Annotated in this window: 24 protein-coding genes and 1 tRNA gene; 16 read left to right on the top strand and 9 right to left on the bottom strand. The window is 45.1% G+C overall.

Annotated elements, in window-relative coordinates:
- The first annotated feature begins 81 nt into the window (after positions 1-81).
- On the top strand, positions 82-231 hold the full coding sequence (locus C6H00_RS08490) for a hypothetical protein (RefSeq protein ID WP_158655703.1): 150 nt from the start codon (positions 82-84) through the stop codon (positions 229-231).
- Positions 232-243: 12 nt separating this feature from the next.
- Here the strand turns inward: C6H00_RS08490 and C6H00_RS01770 are convergent.
- Positions 244-321 (bottom strand) — tRNA-Pro (locus C6H00_RS01770).
- A 103-nt stretch (positions 322-424) separates the two neighbouring features.
- On the opposite strand from C6H00_RS01770, the gene modA reads away from it, so the two are divergent.
- Both modA and modB read left to right on the top strand, forming a co-directional pair.
- Positions 425-1,165 (top strand): molybdate ABC transporter substrate-binding protein, encoded by a 741-nt coding sequence (gene modA / locus C6H00_RS01775; RefSeq protein ID WP_233704361.1) that lies wholly within the window; start codon positions 425-427, stop codon positions 1,163-1,165.
- Positions 1,165-1,845: a molybdate ABC transporter permease subunit gene (gene modB / locus C6H00_RS01780; RefSeq protein WP_104749336.1), complete on the top strand. Its 681-nt coding sequence runs from the start codon at positions 1,165-1,167 to the stop codon at positions 1,843-1,845. Before modA ends, modB begins: the two co-directional genes overlap by 1 nt.
- Here the strand turns inward: modB and C6H00_RS01785 are convergent.
- Genes C6H00_RS01785 through fliW form a run of 5 tightly spaced genes read right to left on the bottom strand, consistent with a single transcriptional unit; the run spans position 1,833 to position 4,498 of the window.
- Entirely contained in the window at positions 1,833-2,390 is a 558-nt protein-coding gene (locus C6H00_RS01785; protein WP_158655704.1) for a thiamine phosphate synthase, read from the bottom strand. The genes modB and C6H00_RS01785 overlap by 13 nt on opposite strands.
- Positions 2,387-2,608 (bottom strand): hypothetical protein, encoded by a 222-nt coding sequence (locus tag C6H00_RS01790; protein WP_104749338.1) that lies wholly within the window; start codon positions 2,606-2,608, stop codon positions 2,387-2,389. The genes C6H00_RS01785 and C6H00_RS01790 overlap by 4 nt, the downstream gene beginning before the upstream one ends.
- A complete protein-coding gene (locus C6H00_RS01795; RefSeq protein WP_104749339.1) occupies positions 2,608-3,288 on the bottom strand; it encodes a F0F1 ATP synthase subunit A in 681 nt (226 codons plus the stop codon). Before C6H00_RS01795 ends, C6H00_RS01790 begins: the two co-directional genes overlap by 1 nt.
- An 8-nt stretch (positions 3,289-3,296) precedes the next feature.
- Positions 3,297-4,100: a pyrroline-5-carboxylate reductase gene (proC, locus tag C6H00_RS01800; RefSeq protein WP_104749340.1), complete on the bottom strand. Its 804-nt coding sequence runs from the start codon at positions 4,098-4,100 to the stop codon at positions 3,297-3,299.
- Positions 4,097-4,498 carry a flagellar assembly protein FliW gene (gene fliW / locus C6H00_RS01805; protein ID WP_104749341.1) on the bottom strand — a complete coding sequence of 134 codons (402 nt, stop codon included), beginning with the start codon at positions 4,496-4,498 and terminating at the stop codon, positions 4,097-4,099. Before fliW ends, proC begins: the two co-directional genes overlap by 4 nt.
- A gap of 126 nt (positions 4,499-4,624) precedes the next feature.
- Here fliW and bamD point away from each other — a divergent pair, with 126 nt between their 5' ends.
- The 13 genes from bamD to C6H00_RS01865 all read left to right on the top strand — a co-directional run bounded on the left by bamD (position 4,625) and on the right by C6H00_RS01865 (position 14,061).
- On the top strand, positions 4,625-5,266 hold the full coding sequence (bamD, locus tag C6H00_RS01810) for an outer membrane protein assembly factor BamD (RefSeq protein WP_104749342.1): 642 nt from the start codon (positions 4,625-4,627) through the stop codon (positions 5,264-5,266).
- An 8-nt stretch (positions 5,267-5,274) separates the two neighbouring features.
- The gene (lon, locus tag C6H00_RS01815; RefSeq protein ID WP_199769146.1) at positions 5,275-7,710 is read left to right on the top strand and encodes an endopeptidase La; all 2,436 of its coding nucleotides are present in this window, start codon (positions 5,275-5,277) and stop codon (positions 7,708-7,710) included.
- Positions 7,710-8,543, top strand: a complete 834-nt coding sequence (locus C6H00_RS01820) for a prephenate dehydrogenase (protein WP_104749344.1) — start codon at positions 7,710-7,712, stop codon at positions 8,541-8,543. Before lon ends, C6H00_RS01820 begins: the two co-directional genes overlap by 1 nt.
- Positions 8,544-8,552: 9 nt before the next feature.
- Positions 8,553-8,819: a flagellar biosynthesis protein FliQ gene (gene fliQ, locus C6H00_RS01825; protein WP_013469567.1), complete on the top strand. Its 267-nt coding sequence runs from the start codon at positions 8,553-8,555 to the stop codon at positions 8,817-8,819.
- On the top strand, positions 8,816-9,586 hold the full coding sequence (locus tag C6H00_RS01830; RefSeq protein ID WP_104749345.1) for a UDP-N-acetylmuramate dehydrogenase: 771 nt from the start codon (positions 8,816-8,818) through the stop codon (positions 9,584-9,586). Before fliQ ends, C6H00_RS01830 begins: the two co-directional genes overlap by 4 nt.
- 21 nt (positions 9,587-9,607) lie before the next feature.
- Entirely contained in the window at positions 9,608-9,772 is a 165-nt protein-coding gene (locus C6H00_RS08495; protein WP_158655705.1) for a hypothetical protein, read from the top strand.
- The gene (locus C6H00_RS01835) at positions 9,762-10,262 is read left to right on the top strand and encodes a hypothetical protein (RefSeq protein ID WP_104749346.1); all 501 of its coding nucleotides are present in this window, start codon (positions 9,762-9,764) and stop codon (positions 10,260-10,262) included. Before C6H00_RS08495 ends, C6H00_RS01835 begins: the two co-directional genes overlap by 11 nt.
- Positions 10,231-10,599: a hypothetical protein gene (locus C6H00_RS01840; protein WP_104749347.1), complete on the top strand. Its 369-nt coding sequence runs from the start codon at positions 10,231-10,233 to the stop codon at positions 10,597-10,599. The genes C6H00_RS01835 and C6H00_RS01840 overlap by 32 nt, the downstream gene beginning before the upstream one ends.
- Positions 10,600-10,698: 99 nt before the next feature.
- Positions 10,699-11,316: an MBL fold metallo-hydrolase gene (locus C6H00_RS01845; protein WP_104749348.1), complete on the top strand. Its 618-nt coding sequence runs from the start codon at positions 10,699-10,701 to the stop codon at positions 11,314-11,316.
- A gap of 24 nt (positions 11,317-11,340) precedes the next feature.
- The gene (locus tag C6H00_RS01850; protein WP_104749349.1) at positions 11,341-12,114 is read left to right on the top strand and encodes a HesA/MoeB/ThiF family protein; all 774 of its coding nucleotides are present in this window, start codon (positions 11,341-11,343) and stop codon (positions 12,112-12,114) included.
- A gap of 21 nt (positions 12,115-12,135) precedes the next feature.
- Positions 12,136-12,906, top strand: coding sequence for a flagellar motor stator protein MotA (motA, locus tag C6H00_RS01855; RefSeq protein ID WP_104749350.1), 771 nt, complete (start codon positions 12,136-12,138; stop codon positions 12,904-12,906).
- Positions 12,906-13,667, top strand: a complete 762-nt coding sequence (gene motB, locus C6H00_RS01860) for a flagellar motor protein MotB (RefSeq protein ID WP_104749351.1) — start codon at positions 12,906-12,908, stop codon at positions 13,665-13,667. The genes motA and motB overlap by 1 nt, the downstream gene beginning before the upstream one ends.
- Positions 13,657-14,061 (top strand): hypothetical protein, encoded by a 405-nt coding sequence (locus C6H00_RS01865; protein ID WP_199769147.1) that lies wholly within the window; start codon positions 13,657-13,659, stop codon positions 14,059-14,061. Before motB ends, C6H00_RS01865 begins: the two co-directional genes overlap by 11 nt.
- Here the strand turns inward: C6H00_RS01865 and C6H00_RS01870 are convergent, their stop codons facing one another.
- The 3 genes from C6H00_RS01870 to tkt are packed head-to-tail and all read right to left on the bottom strand — an operon-like array spanning position 14,062 to position 20,194.
- Positions 14,062-15,954: a DNA translocase FtsK gene (locus tag C6H00_RS01870; protein ID WP_233704363.1), complete on the bottom strand. Its 1,893-nt coding sequence runs from the start codon at positions 15,952-15,954 to the stop codon at positions 14,062-14,064. It abuts the gene before it with no gap.
- Positions 15,955-15,962: 8 nt separating this feature from the next.
- On the bottom strand, positions 15,963-18,260 hold the full coding sequence (locus C6H00_RS01875) for a PD-(D/E)XK nuclease family protein (RefSeq protein WP_104749352.1): 2,298 nt from the start codon (positions 18,258-18,260) through the stop codon (positions 15,963-15,965).
- A complete protein-coding gene (gene tkt, locus C6H00_RS01880) occupies positions 18,254-20,194 on the bottom strand; it encodes a transketolase (protein WP_104749353.1) in 1,941 nt (646 codons plus the stop codon). Before tkt ends, C6H00_RS01875 begins: the two co-directional genes overlap by 7 nt.
- Between the last annotated feature and the right edge of the window lie 13 nt (positions 20,195-20,207).

A 20,207-nucleotide genomic window follows, 5' to 3' on the forward strand; every position in this document is an offset into this window, starting at 1 on the left:
AAGTTACAATTTTTGGGAAAAAAGCATGGAAACTTTGGGTTGATGGGTATTATAATGAGGGTTTTTAAAATAAGGATTATCATGAGGCATGGATTATTGTTGGTATTATTGGCAGTGGGTGCAGTGGGATGTTACACACAGACACCGCAAAACAAAGAGAACAAAACGAACGCACCAAAATACAATGTAGACCCGGCTAAACAAAAAACCCTATTGCATGGAAAACGCTAGATGTAGATAAAGTGGTCGGAGTAGCGGGATTCAAACCCACGACCTCACCCACCCCAAGGGTGCGCGCTAATCAGGCTGCGCCATACTCCGCTTCAAAAAGTCTTAATCTTACTCCCATAAGCATTAATTTTAACTTAAAATACATGTTATGATGACATTATGTTATAATGGCATATCATAACGAGGAAATAACATGGGATTTGTACCACGATTCTTGATCATGGCGTTGTTGACTCTCTCTATGAGTGTAGCTAAGGAAATCAAAGAGGTTCATGTTGCTGGGGCAGCTAATCTTACTAAAGCCTTAGAAGCGATCAAGCAGGCTTTTTTAAAAGAACACCCAAATGTTAAGGTGTATTTGAGTTTTGGATCTTCGGGCAAGCTTTATAATCAAATCCATCAAGGTGCGCCCTTTGATCTCTTTGTGAGCGCGGATAAAAAACGCCCCTTACGCTTGAGTGAGGATAAGATCGCCCCCTACACGCCCAAAATCTACGCAAAGGGCGTGCTAGTGTTGTGGAGCAAAACGCGCTTAGTGCCCTCCTTAGAGGTCTTAAAGGGTTCTTTCAAACACCTCGCTATGGCTAACCCCACTTTAGCTCCCTATGGCAGAGCTAGTATGGAAGTGCTTGAAAAACTCCAACTTGCCCAAATTCTCAAGCCCAAGATTTTACTAGGCAACTCCATCGCCCAAGCTAATCAGTATGTCGCTAGCGGGGGGGCTGAATTGGGTTTTAGCGCGCTCTCTTTGATGGATCGCCACGATTCTAAGCACTATTACATCGTGCCCAAAGAGTATTACCAACCCATTGAGCAAGCCCTCGTGCTCACCAATGCGGGGGGAAAAAATCCCCTTGCTAGAGAGTTTGAACGCTTTATATTCGGGCAGAGAGGGCGCACGATTTTGAAAAATTACGGCTACATTGTGGATTAGTGGATCACGCCTTTTTCACCACTCTTAAGCTCACCTTTGCCCTAGCCACCTGCACAACCCTCATCTTACTCCCCCTTGGATTAGCTTTGGGGGTTTATTTGGCACACAGGCAGGGCTTGCTCAAAACTCTCTTAGAAACTCTCACTTGGATGCCTCTAGTGCTTCCTCCCACGGTGTTAGGGTTTTATCTCTTGTTGCTTTTGTCCCCTACCAGTCCATTAGGACTTTTTGTAGAAAAATACTTGCATGTGCGCCTAGTTTTTAGCTTTGAGGGACTTATCTTGGGCAGTGTGATCTTTTCTCTACCCTTCATGGTCAACCCCATCCAGCACGCTCTAGCTAATTTGCCTTCTTCACTCAAAGAGGCAAGCTATACTTTGGGTAAGGGCAAACTTTTTACCTTTTTTAGGGTGCTCTTGCCTAATATTAAGCCTAGTCTATGGCTTGCCATCACGACTACTTTTACACACACCATCGGAGAGTTTGGAGTAGTGATGATGCTAGGAGGGGATATTGAGGGGAAAACACGCGTGGCTAGTGTAGCAATCTTTATTGCCTCAGAAGCCAATGATGATACACTAGCTAACCAATACGCCCTAGTGCTTTCTAGCGTGAGTTTTGCCCTGCTCTTTGGGATACTTTGGTGGCAAAAGCGAGCAAATAATTTTTACAAAAAATAACGCACGCTAGCAAACCCCCTTAAGCCCTTTGAAGCAATTAACTTTACTTGCTCAATCTCCACAATTCCACCTAAACCAAAAACATGATCTTTTTCTAGGAGGGTGAGTTGATCTAAATATTCCAAACCCAAGGGAGGAGGTTTGTTGGGGGTAGAAAAAATGGGGCTCAAGGTGCAAAAAGATGCGCCTAGCTCTAGGGCTTGCTGCACCTCTAGCGTGCTATGCGCGCTATAAAAGCTAGAGAGAGTGGGGGGGATGCTAGATAATTCTTGAAGCGCATCGCCTTTAGCATGCACGCCAAAAAAGCCATATTCAAGGGCTTGATTAAGACTTACAGAGAAGGAGGAGAGGTTAAGATAGCTAGAAATTTCAAAAGTTTTACATAGTTCTACAAAGCAGGTGAGTTGATCGGGATGGGCGTGCGGGGCGCGTAAACAGGCGCGCACAGGGTGGTGGGTGCTAAAGCTTTTGAAAAGGGTGGTTTTAAAATCCGCAGGACTAAGCGCGCATAAAAAAGGTGGAGTGATGCAATAAGATTCGATCAAATGCGATCGCGCGTGCTGTCTTTGAGCAGGGCGGCGATGGATTTAGAGAGTAGGGCAAAAAAGCTAAAGAGCCCAAAAACAAAGAGAGCAAAAAAGATTGCGACCATCAGACCAAAATCACTAAAGATAAAGAGGCTCAAGGCACCACAAGCAAGCGCGATCCCCACAAAAAGACCGGCAAAAAAATCTAAAAAGGCAATGAGGGTGGCTTTTTTCATTAGTGATCTTCATCCACAATGACCGCACCGGCCAAGTAGACATAGGTTAAGATCATAAACACGAAGGCTTGTAAAATTCCCATAAAAAAGAGCACCATAAAGGGAGCAATGGGAATGACCCACGGGACTAATAAGAGCATGATGAGCAAGAACATATCATCGCCCTTAATGTTACCAAAGAGACGGAAGGAGAGAGAGATGATCCTAGAGAGGTGGGAGACGATCTCTACGGGCAACATGATAGGGATGAGCCATTTAACTGGTCCTAGAAAATGGCTAAAATATTTGATGAGTCCTTGGGTGCGAATCCCCTCAAAGTGGTAGTAAAAAAAGACGATGAGGGCGAGCACAAGGGTAAAGCTCCAATTAGCTGTGGGGGCTTCAAAGCCGGGGATGATGCCTATCATGTTGCAATAGAACACAAAGAGCGCGATGGTGCCCGCCAGGGGGAAATATTTACGCGCTAAATCCTCTCCAATCACATCTTTAGCCACATGTAAAATGCCTTCAATGGTGGCCTCATAGACATTTTGCAGACCAAAGGGCACCATTTGTAATTTACTAGCGGCAATCTTGCCAATGATGAGGGTAGCTAATGCGCACACAATGGTGTAAAATCCGATGATGAAGCTGTGATCAGGGCTCAATAGCCCTGCAAAAGTGAAAACCCTATGATCCATTCCTTCTCCTATTTTCTAAATTTAGTGCGCCCTTTGCGCACAGCGATATGGCACGCCTGCATTAAAATACCCTTGAACGCCTTTTCTTCCAGCACGCTTAAACCCGCGATGGTCGCGCCCCCGGGGGTGCAGATAGAATCGATGATCTCTTGGGGATTTTGCTCCTCTAAGAGTTGGGCAAAACCCTTAAAACTCTGCTCTACAAGTTCTGAAGCTTGATTTACGCTCAAACCCTCCCGCACGCCCGCGCTCACTAGAGCCTGAGCTACCATGCTTAAAAAAGCTAGAGAACTCCCATTGGTGGCTAGAGAGGCATCAATGAGGGATTCGGAGGATACTTCTACAATATTGCCCAAAAATCTTAAAAGCTCTCGAATATCGCGTCTTTGAAGTAAAGGATAATGGGGAGTGTACATGGTTGTTGCAGAAAGACCATAGCGTGCAGCAATGTTAGGCATGCAACGCACATAAGCTTGACTATCAATATGCTTTGCTAGGTCTTCCACACTCACGCCTGCTAACACACTGAGCACAGCCGATGCCTTACCTTCGTATCGATAACTTCCCAGTGCATGGGGTTTAATGGTTAAAAGTACGATGGTATCCTGATCTATGTCTATAATATCATCTGTGCTAGAGTAACGCACCTCAAATGGTAGAGCTTGCAAAAAACTATAGTGGAACTGCATTGCATTCCTGCCCGTAACCTCAACATCATAATAGCTTGTCAGTTTAGAAGCGTTTTTAGCAAAACCTTTTAAAATAGCACGCGCCATGTTACCATAACCCACGATGAGCAAACGCGTTTTCAAGATAACTCCTCTTGGTCTTGATAAAAGTTGGCAAGTCTTTCTGAAATATGGTAGTTGGGATATTTTGCACTATCCAAAACTACCTGTGCCATAAGTTGGTGATCAAAGTTGAAAACTAGAGGGGCTAGAAAATTGATGGTGGATTCTTTGAGGGGATTTTGAATAACCATGATATTGGCAATCAAAATATTTTGAGCTTGATCGAGACTGAGCAAAACTTGCAGGGCGATAGGAATATCAAACTCGTAATTACGCAGGGCAAAAGGATTTACAAGGGTAAAGGTGGGGGCGATGTCATCGGCGTTGCGCAGGCGCATAAAGACTTCATCAATTTTTTCTAACTCCATTTTAGAGACTTGCTCAAATCCTAAAATGGGGGATTTGACACTAAATAACATTCCAGCCCTTGCACATAATGTAGAAACTTCAATTTTACTACAATCCACTCTAAAAATCAATTCTAGGGCTGAGTGGGTGGGTTTTTTGGTATAATGTGCCTTTTGGAGAAGTTAAGGAAATTTAATATGCGGGTTTTGTGGCTCTCTTTGGCGTGTGCGCTGTTGTGGTTAGGCTGTGCCAAGAAAAATAAGGATGCGATTTATAACCGCCCAGCAATCTTTTGGTATCAAGGAATTTTGCGCGAAATTTTGTTTATGAACCTAGAGACTGCAGATAATTACTATTCTTCTTTGCAGAGCGAACACATCAATTCGCCCCTTGTGCCAGTGGCCATGCTCGCTTTAGGGCAGGCACACATGAAGAAAAAAGAATTTGTGCTAGCAGAGTATTATTTTGATGAGTATATTAAGCGTTTTGGCAATGAGAGCAATATTGACTATCTCAAATATCTTAAGCTCCAAGCGCGTTATTATTCCTTTAAAAATCACAGCAAGGATCAAGAATTCATGTCTAATACCATTGGCATGCTCAATGACTTTGTAGACAAATACCCCAATAGCCGTTTTATCAACCAAGTAGAATACATGCAGGTGAAGTTTATTTTAGGACAGAACGAACTCAACCGCGCGATCGCCAATGTGTATAAAAAACGCCATCAAAAAGAGGGCGTGAAGCGTTATTTAGATCGCGTGGACGAGGTCTTAGAAAAAGAAACCCACCCCAAAAAATCTTACATGCCATGGTATGTGGCAATCTTTAACTGGTAAGGGAAAAGATGATAGAAAAATTTCCAAGTGTAGTGCCTGTGATCGTGGAGGAAGAGACTTTTATGTACCCCTTCATGATTGCGCCCATTTTCATCAATAGCGAAGCCAATATCAAGGCAGCCAACAAAGCCACTCAAGACAAGAATGATTTGATTTTTGTAAGTTGTGCTAAAAATGGAGAACAGGAAGCGGACAAATTTTATGATGTGGGCGTGATTGGGAGCATTGTACGCAAAGTGGTTTTGCCCGATAATCGCATGAAAATCCTTTTTCAAGGGATTTGTAAGGGACGCATTGTCAATATCCAATCCCATGACCCTTTAGAGGCGATGGTAGAGGTGATCACCTATAAGGATTATGACCATGACAAAATCCACGCGATTTTAGAGATTCTCAAAGAAAAAGTTGGTAATCTGGCTAATATTAGCCAGTTTTTCCCCCCCGATTTACTGCGCGCCATTGATGACAATAGCGATCCTAACCGCATTGTAGATTTGATCGCCTCGGCTCTGCGCCTCAAAAAAGATCAGTCCTATAAGCTCTTTGCGGATGATAATACCGAAGAGCGCCTACTCTATTTGATCGATTTGGTCATGGAAGAGACTAAGACTCAAAAGCTCCAAAAAGAGATTAAAAGCAAAGTCCATAGCAAAATGGAACAGGTGAATAAAGAGTATTTTCTTAAAGAGCAACTCAAACAGATTCAAAAAGAGCTAGGTATTGACAAACAACGCGATGAGGAAATTCAAGAATACACCCAAAAACTCAAAGAGATTGAGCCTTTTATCACCAAAGAAATTCACAAAGAGATCAAAAAACAGATCGATCGCTTGAGTCGTATCCATCAAGATAGCTCAGATGTGGGGATTTTGCAAAATTATATCGAGTGGGTGCTTGAAATCCCTTTTGGGCAATATAGTCAAAAACATCTCTCTGTCAAAGAGGTAGAAAAACAGCTAGATGTGGATCATTACAGCTTGGAAAAGCCCAAAGAGCGCATTGTAGAATACTTCGCGACTATGGAGCTTTTGCGCCTGCGCCAAAGCGAAAACAAGGAGAGCAAGGGCACAATTTTATGTTTCTATGGTCCTCCCGGGGTGGGCAAGACCAGTTTAGCTAACTCCATTGCTAAGGCGATCAAACGTCCTCTTGTGCGCATCGCCTTGGGCGGACTAGAGGATGTCAATGAGCTTAGAGGACATCGGCGCACTTATTTGGGTTCTATGCCCGGGCGCATTGTGCAGGGCTTGATCGAAGCTAAGAAAATGGATTGCGTGATGGTGCTCGATGAGATCGATAAAGTGGATAAGAGCATGCGCGGGGATCCGGCTAGCGCGCTTTTAGAAATCTTAGACCCTGAACAAAACACCAGTTTTAGGGATTATTACACTAATTTTAATATCGATCTCTCTAAGATTATCTTCATCGCTACTGCTAATGACACCGCTACTATCCCTCCACCTCTACGCGATCGCATGGAGTTTATCAGCGTGTCTAGCTACACCCCTCAAGAAAAAGAGCAAATCGCGCTCAACTACCTCATCCCTCAAGAGCTCAAAAAACATGCCCTTAAAGGCACTGAAGTCTCTTTCACCCCCGAAGCGGTGCAACTCATCATTGAAAAATACACTAGAGAGGCAGGGGTGCGCGGGCTTAGACGCGCTGTTGCGACCATCATGCGCAAATGCGCTAAAAAAATCTTGCACGATCAAGAAGAAAAGACCCCCAAAGAAGAAAAATCGTCTAAAACCCAAGAACAACCTAGCGCACGCAAGCGGGGTCGCCCTGGCCGTAAAATTCATATCACCCCCCAAAATATTCCCGAATTTCTGGATAAAATTGTCTTTGAAATCGATCCTATCGACAAGGAAGACGCGCTAGGAATTGTCAATGGTCTAGCATGGACAAGTGTAGGCGGGGATGTGCTCAAAATCGAGGCGATCAAACTCAAGGGCAAGGGGAATTTAAAGCTCACGGGGTCTTTGGGCGAAGTGATGAAAGAATCCGCCCACATCGCGCACTCTGTAGTGAAATTGCTCATTGATGAAGACATGCTCACCCCTAAAAAGAAAAAATCTAAAGAGGGCAAGATTTATAATCTCTATGATATTCATTTGCATGTGCCAGAAGGCGCAACCCCCAAAGATGGTCCTAGTGCAGGGATCACTATGGCCACTAGCATCGCCTCTATTTTGTGTGATAAAAAAGTGCACGCTGATGTGGCGATGACCGGAGAGCTCACTTTGAGCGGGCGGGTTTTGCCCATTGGTGGATTAAAAGAAAAACTCATTGCTAGTTATAAAGCGGGCATTAAAACCGCTTTGATCCCTGAGAAGAACTACCAAAGAGATTTAAAGGACATCCCTACAGAGGTGCAGGAAAATATGGAAATTAAAGCCGTGCGCCATATTGAGGATGTGCTAGAAATTGCCTTGGTGCCCTAATGCGTGTAGGCATCATTGGGCTAGGTTTGATGGGGGGCTCAATGGGGCTAGCCTTGCAGGAGGTGCGCGCCCAGCTAGGCATTAAAAGCTTGTTAGGTTTTGATAGTAACCCCATACATGCCCAAATGGCCTTGAGTTTAGGACTAGTGGAGGAATGCCTAGATTTTGAGCACATGCAAACATGCGATCTACTCATCCTAGCTACTCCCCTACAGGGTATTATAGATATTCTCAAGCAGTTACAACCCCCCAAAACAACCACAATTATTGAGATCGGCGGGGCTAAGGGGGAGGTTATACGCGCCATTCCGCCCAAAATTCGCCCTCAAGTGGTCGCCACGCACCCGATGTGTGGCACAGAGTTTCATGGCCCTAAAGCGGCGTTAAAAGGCCTCTATAAACATAAAATCGTGGTATTGGTAGACACAGAACAGAGCGCGTCTATGCACACAGAGCGCGCTAGAGAACTCTTTAGCGCCATTGGTATGCAAATGGTCAAAATGCGCGCGGATGAACATGATTGCCATGTCGCCTTTGTAAGCCATCTCCCCCATGCTATTAGCTACGCTCTAGCTAATGTAGTCTTAGCCCAAGAGAGTCCCCAAAATATCCTCTCTCTAGCTGCTGGAGGTTTTAGAGATATGAGCAGGCTTTCTAAGAGCGCACCGCAGATGTGGCGGGGGATTTTTGCGCAAAATCAGGGGCGCATCTTAGAGGCGTTAGAGCTTTTTATTACAGAAATGCAACAAGTGAAAGGCTGGCTAGAAGCCCAAGAGTGGGAAAAACTACAAACATGGATGCAACAAGCCAACCGCTTGCAAGAATTTATGTAGGGGGGTAATATGGAAGCCCAGTTAATGAAACTTGCCATTGAAACCTACAAAATCACTTTGATGATCTCCTTGCCCGTGCTCTTGGTGGGCTTGGTGGTAGGGCTCTTGGTGAGCATTTTCCAAGCCACCACGCAAATTAATGAAATGACCCTCTCTTTTGTGCCTAAAATCTTAGCTGTGATCGCCGTGATTGTGATCACCATGCCTTGGATGCTCAACATGCTCTTAGATTACACTAGCATGCTTTTTAAGCTCATCCCTAAGCTGGTTTCTTGAGCCTTGTTTTAGATTTTTCCAAATATTCCAGCGTGAAGATTGGGGCTAAAATGCGTCTCCAACTCCTCAAAGAATGCAAGGATTATGGGGGCGTGCAAATGGTGGGCTTGGGTAATAATCTTTTAGTCTCCCCCCAAGCGTGCAATTTGGCGATGTTGGATCGTTGTTTTGACTACATAGACGATCGGGGGAGTTTTATTGAAGTGGGGGCAAAAACCAACGCACAAAAGCTTTTTGGCTATTTTAGAACGCATAATTTAGGGGGGCTAGAGTTTTTAAGCGCACTGCCCGGGAGTGTGGGCGGATTGCTTAAGATGAATGCGGGCATGAAAGCTTATCAGATGAGCGATGTGATCTTGCAAGCTAATATTAATGGGGCATGGCTAGATTTAGAGGCACTGGGTCTAGGGTACCGTTCTAGCGCATTTCAAGGCGTGGTCTTTGGGGTGCGTTTGCAAAAGATACAAGGTTTTAGAAAAAGCGTTCTGCAAGAATGCCAAAACATGCGTTTTCACCCTAAAAAACCCAGCTTTGGGAGTTGTTTTAAAAACCCCTCCGGGGATTTTGCCGGCAGGTTATTAGAGGCGGTGGGGATGAAGGGGTTTAATTTAGGGCGGGTGGGCTTTTCTAGCGCACATGCTAATTTCTTGGTCAATCTAGGGGGGGCGCATTTTGAGGAAGCCCTGGATTTGATCGAGCTAGCCAAAGAGCGGGTTTTTAACGCTTTTGGAATCATCTTGCAAGAAGAGGTGTGTGTTTTAACTTAATCTATTCAGTGGGAGGTTTGTATGCGTAAGGCTAAGTTTTTGCTCCGTTGCGATGGTATGGGGGTGCGGACTTTAGAGGAATTAGGGGCGCATTTTGATGTGCTCGATGTGTTGCAACACTACCAAGATCGCACCTTAGAGCGCTGGCTTGATTCGAGGGGTTATGAAAGAGTTAATGTTAGTTAGAGAAATCAACGCCATAGAGCCCCTAGAGATTGCTTATACCTTGTGTGGGATTTTTGGGGTAGAGGCGGATAAAGAAAGTCTGCAGGCGATCTTGCGCCAACAAGAGCACACCACCCAAAGACATGAGGCATTAAAGCTCTATCAAGACCAACAACAAGCCCTCAAAGAGATCATTTTAAAATGCGCACCCCCCGCTCTCCCCTCGTTCAAGGACTATATTAAAGCTTATGCCGATCTCAAGGAGCAATTTTTTAGTGCCACCCACCTAGAGAGTGCCCAAGCCATTTTGCGCCAACTGCGCCAAGATTACGCGGAATTGCTGGAGATGGATAAGAGGGGGATTGTGGATGTGTTGTATGCGAAAATCGTATTCTACAAAAATTTCCACAATAAAAAATCTGGATCATTTGCGTTTTTATTATGGTGGTGTGTCTTTGTATCCCTGTGGGATTGCTGGGATGTTTTTAGACAAGTCTTTATTAGCTTATAATGAAAATATTTCACTAGAACACCTTTTTGGCGACACGCTTTTTTGCAATTTTAGTCGTTTTGCTGAATACAAAACTCTCACTATCCCTAAAGAGGGCAAGGCGCATGTATTTGAAAAGGCTGTTTTCATAAAAGCTAGAGCAGATCAAGGCGAGTATTATGGGCCTACCCCTGTAACCTTTAAGCCAACTGCCAAGACTAAAAACACTTTTTTTCTATTTAATAGCGGACATTCGAATGAAGACTTTTACCTCCTCAAAGGTGCGGTGCAAATTGATTACAAGTATGACAGACCATACAATGACACTACCCTAACCTATATCCAAATCGAGCCTTAAATGCCACACCTGCAAACCCTAGGATTTTAAAGGATACTTAGAAAATCTGAGGTTAGTAGCTTTAGTAAAAATCTGCTAGAATAGGGGTAAAGGATTGCGATGCAGATTAAAGTTAAGGCTTTTGGGAACACTCAAACAAATTGTTATATCGCCAGCTTAGAGCAGGGTGATTTTGTGATTGACCCGGGTTTTGGAGCACTAGAATGGGTGCTAGAGAATGCCCAAAAGCCCTTAGCGATCCTCATCACACATGGACACTATGATCATATTTGGGATGCGCACGCGCTCAAAAATGCGCTGCCCTCTGTGCCCTTGTATGCGCCCAAAGAGGATATTTTTATGCTTACCTCAGATTGTTTTTCTCTAGGACTCACCCCCTGCTTAGAAAAAGATATTCACCCCATAGCTTGCCACAAAGACATCACTACTTTTAAGATCGCCGATATACCCATTACTTACTGGCACTTCCCCGGGCACACCCCGGGGTGTTCTATGATTGAATTAGAGGGAGTGTTTTTCAGTGGGGATTTTATTTTTCAACGCAGTATTGGGCGTTATGATTTCCCCTATTCCAACTCTGCGGATATGAAAGAGTCTTTAAGGCGTTTTGAAAGCTTAAAAAGTCCGCAAGACAAACCCATTTACCCCGGACACGGGCAACCCACCACGCTCAAGGATGAACAACCCTACATGAAGGCATGGATTGCTCATCTTTAGTCTATCTTATCTACAAGGATACCTATGTTAAGCGATATGCAAAAAGAACGCTACCAACGCCATTTGATGTTGGAGGATGTGGGTGAAGAGGGACAAGAAAAACTCTTGGGCGCAAGCGTATTAATAGTGGGGGCAGGGGGTCTGGGATCGCCTAATGCCCTTTATCTTGCTGCTGCGGGTATCGGACGCATCGGAATTTTGGATTTTGATGTGATTGAACTTAGCAATCTGCAAAGGCAGGTGATCCACACCACAGAAGAAATCAATGGTTCTAAGGTCAAATCTGCCGCTCGTAAGATGTTTGCCCTCAACCCAGAGGTGGAAGTAGAAACACACTTTACAGCTCTCAACGCTAAAAATGCATTAGAGATCATCAATCGTTACGATTTTGTTATCGATGCGACCGATAATTTTGCTAGTAAATTTTTAATCAATGACGCTTGCATTTTGGGGCACAAACCCTATAGCCATGCCGGCGTACTCAAATACCGCGGGCAGACGATGACTATTTTGCCTAAGAAAAGTGCGTGTTTTGCCTGTGTTTTTGACAATCCTCCGGACCCCAAGCTCAACCCTACCTTTAAGGCCGGTCTTTTTGGGGTATTGCCCGGCTTGTTAGGTTGCATCCAAGCAGCTGAAGCCATTAAATATTTTTTAGGCTTTCCCCTGCTCACAGACACTTTATTGGGCGTGGACACAAAAACTATGAATTTTAGACATGTAAGCGTACAGCGCAATCCTAAGTGTCGCGTATGCGGGGAACATGGGATTAAAAACTTGGAAGACTACCCTCAGTAATCATCTTAAAAAAGGCATTCTATGGATTTATCATCTGTACTTGGTGTGATCTTTGCCATTGCAGCAATCAGCTTAGGAGACATCTTAGAGGGGGGCAACCCTGCGCATGTGGTGCATCTAAGCTCGATTATCATTATCGTGCCCACCACGCTTTGTGCAGCAATGGTAAGCACCCATGCGCGCCATGTTAAGGCGGCTTATAAGGAAATCAAGATCGTTTTTCTCAACCCTAAGATTAATTTACAAGAAACTATTAAGACCATTGTAGAGTTATCCACACAAGCGCGTAAAGACGGGGTGCTATCTTTGGAATCCAAAGTCGCCCAAATTGAGGATGATTTTACGCGCAACGGGTTTTCTATGATTGTGGATGGCAAGGACATTAAATCCGTGCAAGATAGTTTGGAGGTGGCCATTGAGGAATTAGAAGAGCACTATCATGGCGCAGCGCATTATTGGATTACAGCTGGGGAGAGCGCGCCTACTTTTGGGTTGGTGGGAGCGGTGTTGGGGCTGATGTTAGCGCTTCAAAAACTAGACAATCCCCAAGAGATGGCATTAGGGATCGCGGGAGCTTTTACAGCCACGGTTACGGGAATTATGTGTTCTTACGCGCTTTTTGGACCTTTTGGAAACAAGTTAAAGAATAAATCTAAAGATATTCTCAAGGAGAAAATTTTGATTTTAGAGGGTGTGATTGGAATTGCTAATGGGGACAATCCTAGGGATTTAGAGATGAAGTTGCTTAACTACATCGCTCCGGGCGAGCCTAAAAAATCACAGTTTGAATAATGTCTAAAAAAGCTAAAAAAGTAGAGTGTCCAGCAGGGGAACGCTGGGCGGTTCCCTATGCAGATTTCCTCTCTCTCTTGCTAGCTCTCTTTATCGCCTTGTATGCAATCACCTCTGTCAACAAGGCTAAGGTTAAAGCCCTCAAGAAAGAGTTTATTAAGATTTTTGATTACGCCCCCATTCCGGATTCTTTCCAGCCTGTAATTCCTATCCCTCCAGCTCCGGGCGATCGTCAAGAGGATACTATAGAGGAGCGGAAATCCACCCAGCAACCCACCCGTTCCCAAACCACCGTTACAAAAATTGGAGAGGGAAGCGTGTTAGAGCAAACTGATCAAGGTTCTGTACTCAAACTCCCCTCCAGTTTGATTTTCACGCAACCCTATGGAGACACTATCAACGCGAGTATGCAAGAATATATTGGACGCATCGCTAGCATTATCCGTTCTCTGCCAAATCAAGTCCAAATTAATGTCAGGGGCTACACGGACAATACTCCCATCCCCGCGCACATCCCTTTTAAGGATCACTACGCGCTTGCGGCCAGCCGTGCTGCTAAAGTGATGCGTGAGCTCATTGCTGATGGGATTGATCCTCAAAAACTTTCTTTTACTTCCTATGGTTCTAACGATCCCATTGCCCCTAATGACAGCATTGAAAACCGCATGCGCAACAACCGCGTAGAAATCTTCTTTTCGACCGATCCCGGAAATATTAATAAGATAAGTTCTGTTTTAAATAGAGGTCTCAATGGGGAGTAGGATTCTAGTTTTTTTATTGAGTATGCTCTGCCTCTATGCGCAAAGATTGCCCACAGGCGACGAGCTTTTAAAAGAAGAGAAAAAACCTCCCCTTATCCCTCTTAAGGCAAGCATTCATTTGGAAGAGCCCTCCTATGTGTTTTGGACACGGCAATATGGTGTGCGGCGCGCTAAAAGAATCTTAGAAATTGAGGCGATTACAGATAAAGTGCGCGTGGAGAGTGTAACCCTCAATGAGGGGCGTTGTTCTTTGTTACCAGTTTTGCCTAGTTATACGCTTATGTTGCATGAAAAAATGCGCTATGAAGTCTTTTGCGATGAAACTTTAAGAGTTGAGATCAAAAGCGATCTAGGGACGCAGATTCTCCATCCTGATTTTGAACCCCCTTCTTAATTATTGCGCAAAATTGGGATCGTAATGCGCAACTTGCTGGGAGCGCAAGAAATCCGCAACTTTATCGATCTCTTCTTCTGTGGTGTAGGGAGCATGCAGGCGTTGCAAATAGTTATTTTGCATCAAGAGCATATCTCCCCTGCCTAAGAGATTTTGCGCCCCATCACTATCCAAGATAATGCGCGAATCGATTTTAGAACCCACTCTAAAACTCAACCTAGAGGGTAAATTCGTTTTAATAAGACCGGTAAGTACATCCACGCTAGGGCGTTGGGTGGCGATGATGAGGTGAATCCCACAAGCACGCCCCATTTGAGCAATGCGAATAATGGGAGCTTCAACTTCCTTACCTCCTACCATCATCAAGTCAGCCAACTCATCAATCACAATCACTAAAAAGGGTAATTTGTCCACACTTTTAGCGTTATAACCTTCTAAATTCTTGACTCGCAGATCGCCCATATAAGTGTAGCGACGCTCCATTTCTTGCATGGCGTTTTTAAGCGCATTGATAGCTTGGCTGGGGTCTGTGAGGATGGGTGTGATAAGATGAGGGATGTCTGTATAGGCACTAAATTCGACTCGTTTAGGATCAACTAGCATGAGGCGCAAACTTGCGGGGGTGTGTTGGTAGAGTAAGGAGAGCAACATCGTATGTAGACCTACGCTCTTCCCACTCCCAGTAGTGCCTGCAATGAGCAGGTGAGGCAGAGTCGTCAAATCCAGCACAAACCCTTTCCCATATACATCCTTACCCAATGCCAAAGCGAGTTTACAAGGGGTTTGATTAAAAGTAGAGTCTTCTAGGATTTCTCTTAAGCAAATAGGATCGCTCTTATCTCTAGCAATCTCAAATCCCATCACATCTTTACCCTGAATAGGGGCGTGGATACGCATAGATTGGGCGCACAAGGCCATCGCCAAATCATCAGAGAGCCCCATAATCTTGCTCACTTTAATATGTGTGGCGGGGCGAAATTCAAAGGTGCTCACCACTGGCCCTACGCAGATGCGCACAATTTCCCCCTCAATCTTAAACATACGCAATTTGGCCAGCAGATTTTGCTTTTGGGCTTGAATTTGATCGGGAGTGTGTTTAGGAGGTGAGGGGGGGTTAAGTAGGTTTATACTAGGTAGCGTAAAAATGTTTTGAGGGAAATTTTCAAAAGAGTCTTGAGGAGCAGTTTGGGAAACTGAAGACTCTTTGAGAGTTTCTGAGCTCTGTAAAAATCGGCGTTGTTGGAGCAAATCCATATAAGCTCCTATGGGCGCAGAAGGTGTAGGGGTTTTTGTCGCAAGCTCCACTCCATAATTTTGGGTTGATTGAGCGAGGTTGTTCTGAGTGGATTGTATGGGGGGGTGATAGGGAGTTACCTTGACTTTAAAAGAGAGGGAGGAGGGAGGAGGGGAAGTAAAACGCGGAGGTTTTGGGTGCGCTTGGATCTTTTTATGTGTCCAAGCGCGCAGATTTGAAGGAGTTTGCAAGAGATGGGTATAGAGATTTTGAGCAGTAGCTTTGAATTGTGTAGGTGCAATAATAAAAAGTGCGTAGAGAACAAAGCCAAACGAAATAAGCCACACCCCCACCACCCCCACATACCCACCAAACACCTCTAAGAGAGCTTTTCCAACCAAGCCATGTGCGCTTACTAAAGCTTGTCCTAGTAGCAGGGCCAAAAAAGTCAATAAACTAGCAAGCAAAAGCTCTAAGGCCCTTAAACTGGCTTGACGAATCAAAAATAACACAAAGACTAAATAAAAGGGGAATACATATGCAAAAATTCCAAAATACTCAACACTTCCACGCGCTACCACTCTCCCCCATGCCCCCGCAAGTCCGCTAGACCCAAAAACAATCGCAAGAAAAAATAGCCCCAAAAGGGCATAAACCAATCCAAGAATTAATTTAATGTCTCTCTCCCACACATATCCACATAGGCACAATAGGTGCAAGCATGCCTATCCTCTGTCTGATCGAAATCTATCACCTGTCTACAACTCTCTAAAATTTTTACCAGCTCCTCTTGGCTCTCTTGCAACTTAAAGGGGGATTTTTCCGGCAAAGACCCCTTTTTGAGGTCGTAAAAATCGGCGTTTTCGCAGGTATAGCCTAGAGATTGTGCTCCAAAAGCATAGATTGCTAGTTGATAACCTTCTTCTTGAGGTTTAAGTGTGCTTTTAAATTTATAATCTAGCAGATCGTAACTACCTGCGCTATTTTGTTCGATGCGATCGATGATCCCACTAAAGACAAATCCTCCAATAGAGGTTTCAAAGCGTTGTTCGCATGCCACCACCCGTGCTTGGGCGAGTCTTTTTGCTTCGTGAGCAAAGAAAGGGGCAAGTTTTTGAGCGACCACCTCTAATTCGAGGCGTTGGAGCGCATTTAGACTTACATAGCTTTCCAAACTTTGGGCAGTTTTTAAAAAATGGTCTAAAGTGATGGGGGCATGGGTGTTTTGGTAGTGCGATCCGCTGTAATAGGCGCATAAGATAGCATGTAGCAAAGAACCCATGTTGAAACTCTCTTGTGGAGCAGGGGTGAACTTAGCTAAATACTGGAGATAAAAACGCCGTTTGCATGCCATAAAATCTTTAATTTTCGTGGCACTGAATCTAAAATCTTGGGGGATGCGATCGGCGATCTTATCTTGCACATACCCCCATACGCGCGCTTGAGGGAAAATCACAAACTCTTTTTCTTTATTTCCAAGTGGGGGTGTTTTTAACCCTAAGTCTGCAAGCATCTTAGAGGGAAGCGCGTTTTGCGCGCTACTATAAGCGATGTCCACATGAGCGGTGTTTTTGAGAAGTTGGTAATAGTAATGTTTTTGGAGATTTTCTTTATCCCTTAGGGTAGGGATACCTAAAGCCGTGCGCGTGAATGTATTTAAGAAGAGATCGCTATCTTGCACGCTAGGAACAAAACGATCGTTAAAATCCAAAATTACAATGCGCTCAAACTGCAATCCACGGCACTCCAAAACATCTAAAACCTTGATCTTACCCCCCGTAGTGTGATCAAGACGCACTTCTTGCAAATTACGAATATAGAGTTCTAACAGATCGGATGGGCTATAGTTTTGCAAATTAGGAATGATGGTGCTATAGGTTTCAAAAAACTCTTGATGGAAATCTTGGAGCTTATGGGTGTCATGCTTTTCTAGGAGGGCTTGCGTGTGTTCTTGAAGGGTGGCAAGAGGGTTGGAGGTTTGGCAGGTTTGCAGAGTGGTTTTTAGACCTTCCAAATCTTTAAAAAGGGGAGCAAGCACTTCTTGGACATTTTCCCCACGCGCAAAATTGAGATTATGGCCTAAATCTAAAAGTTTAAGCGCGCTAAGAATCTCTGCGCTGGGGGTGATGATCGCTAGCTTACTGGGCTCTAGCCCCTCAGAAAGCCACTCTTGCACCCTTTGTAAAGCGAGTCCGACCTGATCTAAGCGTTGGGTAAAGCCATAGAGACGGATATGATCGGGGCTAAATGGCTTTTGAGCATGCTCTTGCACGATGGGGTTTTCTTCCTTGCGCAGAGCCTGCATGTCTAAAACATAACTTCGCTCTTCTTTAAGGTCCACCTTTAAAAAGCGCAAACAAGATTGGTTGTAGCGATCGCTGGTGAGGTGTATAAAGAGGGGGACATGTTGGGCGATTTCTAATAACATCTCTTGTTCAAATTTGCTTAAAAAGCCCTCTAGATAAAATTCAATACGCGCAAACTTGCTCAAGACTTGGGGCATGAGGGTAGGACGCACGCCCAAAATGGGATCGTAAAAACCATGTGCTTGCAAAGAGGCGCGATAGCGCGTGTGGATACGCTCTAAAATTTCTAAATGGTATTGGTAGTCCCCATAAATGTCCTTAGTGGGGATTTGGGCGATCTCAATACCAAATTTAGCCAATTCGTTAAAAAAGCGCGCCACAAAGTCGCTCCCATCCAAATAACCCAAAAAGCTTTTTTTAAAGACCACCAATCCCTCTAAAGCGCGCCCCTCTTGGCTCACCTGTTTAATGGTCTCTAGTAAGAGCACGCGCCGCACGCTCTCAGGGATTTTAAGTAGTCCCTCTACATAGCTAATCTGGTTATAAAATTCCTGCACACTCCATGCGGTGGGCAAAAACCCCTCCTCCTGCGCGGCATAAAAGGCGTTACACGCGCGGCGGCTGCTAAAAACATGTAAAATAGGGGCGTGATCTAGCATTGGGCTAAGAGTTTTTGGGCGCGTTGGGCGATATTTTGCGCGCTAAAACCAAAATGTTCAAAGAGCACGCTACCGGGGGCGGATTTTCCAAAACTCTCCATGCCCATATGCGCATGCGCAAAGCGCGTCCACTCTAGCCCCCGTCCTGCCTCTACAGCCAAAATTTTACCTTGAAACAAGCTTTGTAGGTAGTCTTGATCTTGCTCTAAGAGCAGATCAAAGCAGGGCACACTCACCACCTGTACCCCTATGCCCTGCGCCTCTAACAGACGCGCAGCCTCTAAGCAAGCAGACACTTCACTCCCACTGCTAATCAGAGTTATTTGAGGGTTAGCATGTTTATGCACGGCATACCCCCCTTTTTGCACACTCTCTAAGGGCATGTTGGCGCGCACTTCTAGATTTTGGCGCGAGAGCACAAAAGCGCAGGGTTTTTTGCGCGCTAAAGCCACCTGCCAACAACGCACATTTTCATGCGCGTCCATCGGTCTAAAGACATCAAAATTAGGCAACGCTCTTAAGTGGCTCAAATGCTCTATAGGCTGGTGGGTAGGACCATCTTCACCCACGCCGATACTATCATGGGTAAAAATATAGATGATTTGATTGCCCATAAGCGCGCTTAGGCGCAAACTAGGAGCGATATAATCGCTAAAGACAAAAAAGGTCGCGCAAAAAGGCACAAACAAGCCGTAATTAGCTAGAGCGTTACTGATCGCCCCCATGCTATGCTCACGAATGCCAAAATGCAGATTGCGTCCAAAATGACGGGGCAAACAATCCGCTTGGGCTGTTAAATGGGTGTTGTTAGAGGGGGCAAGGTCTGCGCTCCCGCCCAAAAAGCCCAAATAGGCCTCGCTCAAGGCGTTTAAGATCGCTCCATTGCTCGTGCGTGTGGCAATCATTTGCCCTACTTCAAAAGTGGGGTAAACCACTTTAGAAAAATCCTTAGCCTGTAGGTGCGCAACGCGGGCTTTTAGATCGGGCTTTTTCTCTAGATAGGCGTGCCATTCTGACTCTAAGGCTTTACCCCTCTCTTGCATGTTGAGCGCGCGCGCCACTTCATTTGGGATATGAAATTCCCCGCTTACACCCGCCTGCGCTTTAGAGCGCGCCAGCACTTCTAGGCCCAAAGGCGCGCCATGCACTTTTGCACTCCCCTCTAAGCCTAGCGCGCCCTTACCAATGGTAGTTTTAGCAATGATTAAGGTGGGTTTGGTGGTGCTTTGCGCGCGCACAAGCATGCGATCGATTTCTAAGAGGTCATGCCCATTGCATTCGAGCACTTCCCAGTTTTGCGCTCTAAAGCGCGCAGGGACATTTTCACTAAAAGCTAAATGCGTACCTCCCTCAATAGTGATCGCGTTGCTATCATAGATCACGATGAGGTTATCTAATTCTAAATGCCCGGCTAAAGACGCGCTCTCATAGCTGATTCCCTCTTGCAAATCCCCATCCCCACACACACAATAGACCTTGTGGTTGATGCTTTGCGTATCTAGCAGGTTTTGGGCGATCTTGCCTGCTAGGGCAAAACCCACTGCGTTAGCAAAGCCCTGTCCTAAGGGCCCGGTGGTGATTTCCACGCCCGGGGTGTGTTTAAATTCTAAATGTCCGGGAGTTTTAGAATCTAGCTGTCTAAAGGCTTTTAAATCCTCTAAGCTGAGATCAAAACCCCAAAGGTGCAAGAGGGCGTACACAAACGCGCTGGCATGCCCCCCGCTAAAGACCAAGCGATCCCGATTGAGCCAATGGGGATTAGTGGGGTTAAGGCGCACATGTTGGCTTAAAATTACGCCCACTTCAGCCAAACCCATCGCCACGCCGGGGTGCCCACTATTGGCTCTTTGCACCATGTCCGCGCCCAAAAAGCGCAGAGTTTGCGCGCAAGTCTGCAAAAGGGGTAAATCTAGCTTTTTTTGCCTATTGTCCATGCCAAAACCTTTA

Source organism: Helicobacter cynogastricus (assembly GCF_900197855.1).
In the GTDB taxonomy this organism is placed as follows: domain Bacteria; phylum Campylobacterota; class Campylobacteria; order Campylobacterales; family Helicobacteraceae; genus Helicobacter; species Helicobacter cynogastricus.

What these genes read in the sequence shown, in the direction of transcription:
- C6H00_RS08495 (WP_158655705.1), top strand. Translation starts at nt 9,608, where the DNA reads ATGCGTAAGGCTAAGTTTTTGCTCCGTTGCGATGGTATGGGGGTGCGG.
- C6H00_RS01850 (WP_104749349.1), top strand. Translation starts at nt 11,341, where the DNA reads ATGTTAAGCGATATGCAAAAAGAACGCTACCAACGCCATTTGATGTTG.
- C6H00_RS01845 (WP_104749348.1), top strand. Translation starts at nt 10,699, where the DNA reads ATGCAGATTAAAGTTAAGGCTTTTGGGAACACTCAAACAAATTGTTAT.
- motA (WP_104749350.1), top strand. Translation starts at nt 12,136, where the DNA reads ATGGATTTATCATCTGTACTTGGTGTGATCTTTGCCATTGCAGCAATC.
- C6H00_RS01875 (WP_104749352.1), bottom strand. Translation starts at nt 18,260, where the DNA reads ATGCTAGATCACGCCCCTATTTTACATGTTTTTAGCAGCCGCCGCGCG.
- C6H00_RS08490 (WP_158655703.1), top strand. Translation starts at nt 82, where the DNA reads ATGAGGCATGGATTATTGTTGGTATTATTGGCAGTGGGTGCAGTGGGA.
- lon (WP_199769146.1), top strand. Translation starts at nt 5,275, where the DNA reads ATGATAGAAAAATTTCCAAGTGTAGTGCCTGTGATCGTGGAGGAAGAG.
- motB (WP_104749351.1), top strand. Translation starts at nt 12,906, where the DNA reads ATGTCTAAAAAAGCTAAAAAAGTAGAGTGTCCAGCAGGGGAACGCTGG.
- C6H00_RS01790 (WP_104749338.1), bottom strand. Translation starts at nt 2,608, where the DNA reads ATGAAAAAAGCCACCCTCATTGCCTTTTTAGATTTTTTTGCCGGTCTT.
- bamD (WP_104749342.1), top strand. Translation starts at nt 4,625, where the DNA reads ATGCGGGTTTTGTGGCTCTCTTTGGCGTGTGCGCTGTTGTGGTTAGGC.
- modA (WP_233704361.1), top strand. Translation starts at nt 425, where the DNA reads ATGGGATTTGTACCACGATTCTTGATCATGGCGTTGTTGACTCTCTCT.
- C6H00_RS01835 (WP_104749346.1), top strand. Translation starts at nt 9,762, where the DNA reads ATGTTAGTTAGAGAAATCAACGCCATAGAGCCCCTAGAGATTGCTTAT.
- fliW (WP_104749341.1), bottom strand. Translation starts at nt 4,498, where the DNA reads ATGTTATTTAGTGTCAAATCCCCCATTTTAGGATTTGAGCAAGTCTCT.
- fliQ (WP_013469567.1), top strand. Translation starts at nt 8,553, where the DNA reads ATGGAAGCCCAGTTAATGAAACTTGCCATTGAAACCTACAAAATCACT.
- tkt (WP_104749353.1), bottom strand. Translation starts at nt 20,194, where the DNA reads ATGGACAATAGGCAAAAAAAGCTAGATTTACCCCTTTTGCAGACTTGC.
- C6H00_RS01795 (WP_104749339.1), bottom strand. Translation starts at nt 3,288, where the DNA reads ATGGATCATAGGGTTTTCACTTTTGCAGGGCTATTGAGCCCTGATCAC.
- C6H00_RS01865 (WP_199769147.1), top strand. Translation starts at nt 13,657, where the DNA reads ATGGGGAGTAGGATTCTAGTTTTTTTATTGAGTATGCTCTGCCTCTAT.
- C6H00_RS01840 (WP_104749347.1), top strand. Translation starts at nt 10,231, where the DNA reads ATGTTTTTAGACAAGTCTTTATTAGCTTATAATGAAAATATTTCACTA.
- C6H00_RS01820 (WP_104749344.1), top strand. Translation starts at nt 7,710, where the DNA reads ATGCGTGTAGGCATCATTGGGCTAGGTTTGATGGGGGGCTCAATGGGG.